Source organism: Pseudomonas sp. EL_65y_Pfl2_R96, from assembly GCF_963970905.1.
Classification (GTDB): Bacteria; Pseudomonadota; Gammaproteobacteria; order Pseudomonadales; family Pseudomonadaceae; genus Aquipseudomonas.
Genome location: NZ_CAXAQH010000400.1, coordinates 1 through 433 on the forward strand (window position 1 = coordinate 1; position 433 = coordinate 433).

1 protein-coding gene and 1 pseudogene are annotated in these 433 nt (G+C 55.0%); both read right to left on the reverse strand.

The features are described 5' to 3' along the window. A pseudogene (locus AACY49_RS31260) lies at positions 1-239 on the reverse strand (hypothetical protein); the annotation flags it as partial. Then, positions 236-433 (reverse strand): hypothetical protein (locus tag AACY49_RS31265; protein ID WP_339528218.1); only part of this gene is annotated, 198 nt, incomplete at its 5' end. The gene AACY49_RS31265 and the pseudogene AACY49_RS31260, both read right to left, overlap by 4 nt.

Sequence of the window (433 nt, forward strand, 5' to 3'; positions counted from 1 at the left end):
CTTTGCAAATCCGTCAGATCGCGAATTTGCGCTTGCTCGATCGTTGCGCCACTGGTTACCGACACTGCAACAGGCGTATCGAGCAACGTCTGCTCGCGCTTGGTTGCGGTGACGACGATGTCATCGCCATCGGGCGTGGTTTGGGGCGCAGGAGCCGGGGGAGGAGTGGTTTGCGACAGGGCGGGCGTGGCAGAAAGCATCGCCAAAGCCGACGCTGCAAGCAATTCGAACTTCTTCATGATGGCATCCCCTTGATGGTCAGCCCCAATCTCATGTCGGGTGCTGGTTTTCGAATGTACGGTTTGTGAAATAGCGTGTCGTTGAATCGCCCGTCAATGACATAATAATAGGGAAACTGCGGCATTCGCCCGCTGTGTTCAAAATAGAACAGTTTCCAGGGCGACTGGAATTCATGTTGCAGTACGGCGAAACG